This is a genomic window from Pseudanabaena sp. 'Roaring Creek' (assembly GCF_001402795.1).
Taxonomy (GTDB): domain Bacteria; phylum Cyanobacteriota; class Cyanobacteriia; order Pseudanabaenales; family Pseudanabaenaceae; genus Pseudanabaena.
The window spans coordinates 1-5644 of sequence record NZ_LIRE01000411.1 but is presented as its reverse complement, the minus strand read 5'-3'; the positions used below and the strand labels follow the sequence as shown (position 1 = coordinate 5644).

General features: G+C 41.6%; 6 protein-coding genes. 2 read left to right on the top strand and 4 right to left on the bottom strand.

The genetic code is table 11. From position 1 onward, the window contains the following. Window positions 1–130: 130 nt before the first annotated feature. The 3 genes from AC805_RS13715 to AC805_RS13705 all read right to left on the bottom strand — a co-directional run bounded on the left by AC805_RS13715 (window position 131) and on the right by AC805_RS13705 (window position 2899). Window positions 131–358: a hypothetical protein gene (locus AC805_RS13715; protein ID WP_055075947.1), complete on the bottom strand. Its 228-nt coding sequence runs from the start codon at window positions 356–358 to the stop codon at window positions 131–133. 134 nt (window positions 359–492) lie between these two features. Further along, complete coding sequence (locus AC805_RS13710; protein WP_055075946.1) at window positions 493–2310, bottom strand: S8 family peptidase; 1818 nt, start codon at window positions 2308–2310, stop codon at window positions 493–495. Window positions 2311–2431: 121 nt separating this feature from the next. Further along, window positions 2432–2899 (bottom strand): ubiquinol-cytochrome c reductase iron-sulfur subunit, encoded by a 468-nt coding sequence (locus AC805_RS13705; protein WP_055075945.1) that lies wholly within the window; start codon window positions 2897–2899, stop codon window positions 2432–2434. Window positions 2900–3241: 342 nt separating this feature from the next. Between AC805_RS13705 and AC805_RS13700 the strand changes: the two genes are divergently transcribed. Next, window positions 3242–3826, top strand: coding sequence for a chemotaxis protein CheW (locus AC805_RS13700; protein WP_055075944.1), 585 nt, complete (start codon window positions 3242–3244; stop codon window positions 3824–3826). Between the two features lie 63 nt (window positions 3827–3889). Next, complete coding sequence (locus tag AC805_RS13695; RefSeq protein ID WP_055075943.1) at window positions 3890–4900, top strand: late competence development ComFB family protein; 1011 nt, start codon at window positions 3890–3892, stop codon at window positions 4898–4900. Window positions 4901–5077: 177 nt separating this feature from the next. Here the strand turns inward: AC805_RS13695 and AC805_RS13690 are convergent, their stop codons facing one another. Beyond that, entirely contained in the window at window positions 5078–5449 is a 372-nt protein-coding gene (locus AC805_RS13690) for a ferredoxin-thioredoxin reductase catalytic domain-containing protein (protein WP_055075942.1), read from the bottom strand. Window positions 5450–5644 lie beyond the last annotated feature (195 nt).

Below are 5644 nucleotides of genomic sequence, written 5' to 3'. Positions count from 1 at the left end.
TATAGTTGTTTTAAATAACTTGTAGACGGGCTTCGACTTCGCTCAGCCCTCGGTGTAAGCTAGCTGAGCGAAGTCGAAGCTGTAGTTTTTATTTGAATTATCTATATCTTTAAATTATCCTGAACTCAAGTTAATTATTTATTTGAAAATCTTGAACTTCCACAACATCGCCAATCATGGTAAATGACATCACATCTTCGCGGACTTTTGCCGTAACGCTCACTTTCAGTCCGTCTTGTAAAATCCCTTCAGGTGCGGGCTGCCAAATTTCATATTGCTCTTGGGTATCAGTCGCGATCGCCCAAGCCCCCGTACCAATATCAATATATTCTACGGTACCGACAATTTTAATATCCATAATATCCCTTGTTATATAGTTATTTTCTATAGCGCTTCGCACTCAAACCCAAACCAAAGAAATTTTTGAAAGCGTTGCAAAGCAACGCTTTCAAAAATTTCCTTGTGGTTCGTTTGGTCGATAGTTGCTGTGTGTTATATAGTTGCGGTCTCAGATTTGATCGATAGATAGGCACAACCAAAACATAGCCCTGAGTTGACCGCAAGAAAGGCGATCGCGGGCAATCCTGACCCAATCCACATCATCTGGGGAGCGAGGATGGCGCTTGTCGCCAAACAGACAGAAGTTCCAATCGACGAACCGATCGCAAACCACTTCCATTGTGGATGTCCTAGCAAAACCAGCAATAACGCTAGGGGGAGCAATACGCTCGCCGTAATAGGATTGAGAGCATTGGTATTACTAAAAGCATTCCCTAGCTCAGGAAGAGAACTGCCTGCAATGCGAAAGGGAATTTGGGTAACATCAAACAAGTAGAAACCACGGAGAAAGAACAATCCCGCGCCACCAAAAAATACTCCATTTGAAAATGACCAGTTCCAGCGGAAGGGAAACCAGCGATTGAGAAACCATGCAAGCAGATAGGAACCAATCACCATAATCAATTTCGGAATTAAGGCGATCGCCCCACCATCCACCCAAAAGCGAGGGCTCAAGTAGCCATTATCTCGCGCCCATTTCAAGAAATCAGGAATTCCTAATTGTCCTTCAGAGGCTAAATTTACGGCGGCAGCCGCATTCAGATGACCAGCCCCATAGTAGTTAAGAGTATCATCAGCGACTTTGCGAGAAGACTGTTTCAATATTTGGGCAATTTTCTGAGGATCTTTTACCCCTGATGCTTCGATCAGAGCCACCACCCCTGATACATGGGGTGCTGCCATACTCGTTCCTTGAAAGGAGCGAAATACTGATTCCTTCGTTTTGGGATCGATGGTGTTTTGTAAAATTCCACCAGAAGTATCGCCCGTCTCGCCCGTTTTACTTCTGGCGATCGAGCCCCCAGGAGCCGCTACATCAATCCCCGCACCATAGTTAGAATAGGGAGCCTTATCACCCGTAATCCCTGTCGCAGACACGGCGATTACCTTCGGATATCGCGCAGGATAAAAAGCGGCATTGCGATTGGAATTACCTGCCGCTGCGACAATTGTTACACCTTTTTTATAGGCGTAATCGATCGCATTTTGCATGAGGTGACTTTCACCGCCACCACCGAGACTCATATTAATAACATTTGCCCCGTTATCCGCTGCGAACATAATTGCTTCTGCAATATCAGCAATCGTGCCAGCACCTGAGGCAGACAGAACCTTGAGAGGCATGATACTAGCTTCATAGGCAATACCTGCCACTCCGAAATTATTGTTTGTCGATTGGGCGATCGTCCCTGCTACATGGGTTCCATGACCATTATCATCGCTAGCATCTTCGCGATCGTTGACAAAATCATACCCTTTCACAAAATTAGTATTCTTGAGATCGGCAACTCGGCTAACACCAGTATCGATAACCGCGATCGTAATACCCTTACCCTTGTTTTTTTGCCAAGCCTTTTCGATATCGATCGCCTTGAGATTCCATTGTTCTTTATACATGGGATCGTTGGGCGCTGTGTCACCGATAAACTCCATCGAATAAACGTAATTTTCTTCAACATATTCAGTCAATTTACGCAATTCGTCGGACTGTTTCAGTTTCTCAATGACTTGAGCATCACCTTTGACAACGTATAGTTTGTCAGTCTTAGAGAAGGCACTATTAAACTTTGGCTCGATCCCATACTTTGAGGCGATCGACTTGAGTTCTAGATCAACTTGGGCGGGAGACAAACTATCTATGAAGTTTAATACTATTGAGTCAAACTTACCTTCGACCGCTAAACCCTTATAGTTGGAGATTGCCCAAAACAAACTTACCAAAAACAAGCAAGAGAGCAGAAATTTTTTCATAACTCTAAGACCTCAATCCTAAGTCCTTAGTCAGTACTTTTATCATTATTTCGGAGAGTTGGCGAAGCCTCCCTTATAGACAGATATAGACAGATATAGCACGCTTTTTCTGTCCTACAACTTAGACACTAACTAGCACCTGATCTTTCTCGATTTTGGCAGTATAAGTTTGCAGTGGTTTCTTGGCAGGTCCTTCAAGAACATTACCATCAGGGGCAAAATCAGCGTCATGACAGGGGCAAACAAACTTTTTGTCTGCGGATTTCCATTTCACGTCACAACCTTTATGGGTACAAGTAATATTTACCGCTAATACATTCTTGGCATTTTTCGGATCGCGCACCACCGCAATTTTGTCAGATATTAACTGTCCATCTTTCTCAAGTTGGGCAACTGTACCAATCACCTTAAATTTACCACTGGGAGAGGCTGCAACGCTTGTAGGTGGAGCAGCAGATGCTGACGCAACGGGCGTAACCGAAGCTTCAGGGGCTTTAGTATCACTACAACCAACCAAAGATGGGGGCAAAAGACTAGCCAGCCATCCCAATCCAAACCAAGAAAGTAACTTACGGCGATTCAGATTCATATTTTTTCTATGCGTTAGTGATTGTATAGGTTAGTGAAATATTCATCGAAACCATCTGGTAAAGCAATGCAGCGTTTGAACCAGAAAATCGATCCCAGCTTATTTAATTCTATCGTAATCATTAAGTAGCTAGGCAAATAGCTAGGCGCAATTAAATATAAAAACCAAAAACTTGTAGTGCACGCTGCGCGTGCGCTACAAGTTTTTGGTTTTTAATGAGGCTTAAAGCAAATTACTCATTAAATTCAACGACAAGCTAAATATCAGCATTCATGCTGTATACAAACGATCGCCTCGATCGCTATACATGATTAATGTTTACCAAGGTCAACATACTAAATCATGAACACGCTTGCAGAAAATAGTTATCAGCCGCAAGAGGCAAATGCACCTACAAATGCAAATGCAAATATCAATACGAATATCAATACGAATATCAATACGAATAGAAATGTAAATTTAAATTCAGAGTTAGATCCAGAGCTTAATAGCTGCTTAAAATTTGCGATCGATCCACAGACCATCGGCTTACTTGAAAGTGAATTTACACTGGAGGTTTTAACGATCAAAGCCGATCGCGTCATACCCGTTCCCAACAAACCATCATGTATTTTAGGGATCTTAAGCCGTCGTCGCCGAGTCTACTGGGCAATCGATTTGGCAATGTTATTAGGATTACAACCCCTAGATCAAAACATCAAACTTTACGAAGTAATTCTGATATCCGTACATGAACTTTCCCTAGCTTTAATTGTGCCTAAAATTTTGGGAGTTGTTCGCATTTCTAGCGATCGCTTCGATCAAAATATTAATTCTGTAACATCAACACTCAGACCATATCTTAAAGGCTATATTAATGAAGGGGGTGAATTTTCTTACTTAATGAAAGCTGAAAGTATTGTTAGATCGACCATACTTCACTCGTGATTAAATTCATGATTATTTCTTTAAATTCCAGAAAAATAATACCAATACGAAACCAGCAATTTCATGGAATCCTGTCGTAATGTTCTGCTTGAATTTGTGTATAGGGAGGCTAATGCTCAAATTCAGAACTTAGGCATTGGAATTAGGCATAAATATAATATTGATGAAGTAATTGCCTTTGCCTTAAATCGATTGCCAGTAATGTTTGCATCGACAGAATCTGGCTTGCAGATCAAAAGACAAGAATGTATGGCAATCCATGCCGATATTACGAAGATTACCAAACAGGCATTGTTAGGCGTGCGTCGCGACCCATTGCGAGAGCCTCAACCCTTGGAGGATGTTGAGCTAGCCAATGCCCCCTATGTATTGCTCAATGTTCAAAACAGTTTAGGGTGGCAAAATCTCATGTGGTGTGACTTACCGAAGGCTTTAGAAGATGCCTTGGAAAATGCGATCGCTAAATATAATTCAGGAAATCTTTCACCCCGCGTTAGTAAGTATGGTGCGTTAGGTTCGAGGCAGATCAATTCCCAAATGTATTTGGGAAAGTCTCACAACAAAATCAGCGTTGCCCCTGAGTCTAAGCAAAAAGAATACGATATTTATATGATAGAATCGCGGCAACTAGTTCACGTCCTAGAAAGACTGGTAATTAGAATGGCGCAAAACCGCGCGCAAAGCTTTCCTCAATCTGATTTGCGGTTTATTCGTCTCGAAGATGTCGTTGCAAAAACTTTAAATCAATTACCACCCTTATACGCTACATCAGCAAAGGGAATAGCGCATTTGCGTCATTATGCACAAATGAATATTGGTTCTGAAGTGGCAATCCTCGTCCATGAATCGATGCTCGCAGTTCGCAATGCCAGCTATCAAAAAATCGATCCCTTAATGTTCTCTAAAATTCGTTACGAAAGAGAGCAGGCTTTAATTAAAGTGAGTAATTTATTGAATCAGGATGTAAAGTGGCAAAATTTACGCGAGGTCGTAACTGATTCTTTAGATTTGGCGAGATCGGGTAAAGTTTGCTGGGTGCGATCGCCACAGCGTGAGGGGATAAAAAAATCTTAAAAATATAGCTATCGCCAAATGTACTAGGAAATAAACCCCAAGAATTGACTGGCGGCGCTTCGCGCCGCCAGTCAATTCTTGGGGTTTGATTTGTCCTAATTCAAGTGAATGTAGCTATATTTTTAAGATACTTGTAAGATATTTTTATCTTTTAAGCATCACTTTTAAGCATCACTTTTAAGCATCGTAAACCACATCAACTATTTCTAGTTCTTGTTTCGTGCCCACAAAGGGATTGTCTTCAGTGAGAAATAACATACAGTGACATTCTTTGCGTTCGCGCATTGGCACGCAAGGACAGTTCCAGTAGGTATCTTTAACTTCAGCTTCCTTATCCTCGTAATAGCGACAGGGACAGAGGGGAGATCCTAGTTCTTCTTTGTGCTTAGCCAAACCTTCAATAACGGCATTGGTTACGCTAGGATCGATACAAAAAAAAGTGCCTGTATTTTTTGCGTACTTTTCGGAAAATTTTCGCATTGCCTCAAAACTTTTAGAGGAAGCTTTATTTTTACCGCGAGACAAATCTGGCTCTGGGTTAAGGGACATAAGCTAAAAAAATTGCAAAGAAACTATTAAGTATTACCTATAGCATGAAACCGCCACACCACTCGATCTCGAATTAATCCCAATGGCAACAAGAAGAGAAGGTTGGCGCTTCGCGCCAACCTTCTCTTCTTGTGTTTTGATAGCGTTAAGCTCTCTGGTTTTGATTTTTAATATTAAATATAAAACCCTAAAACC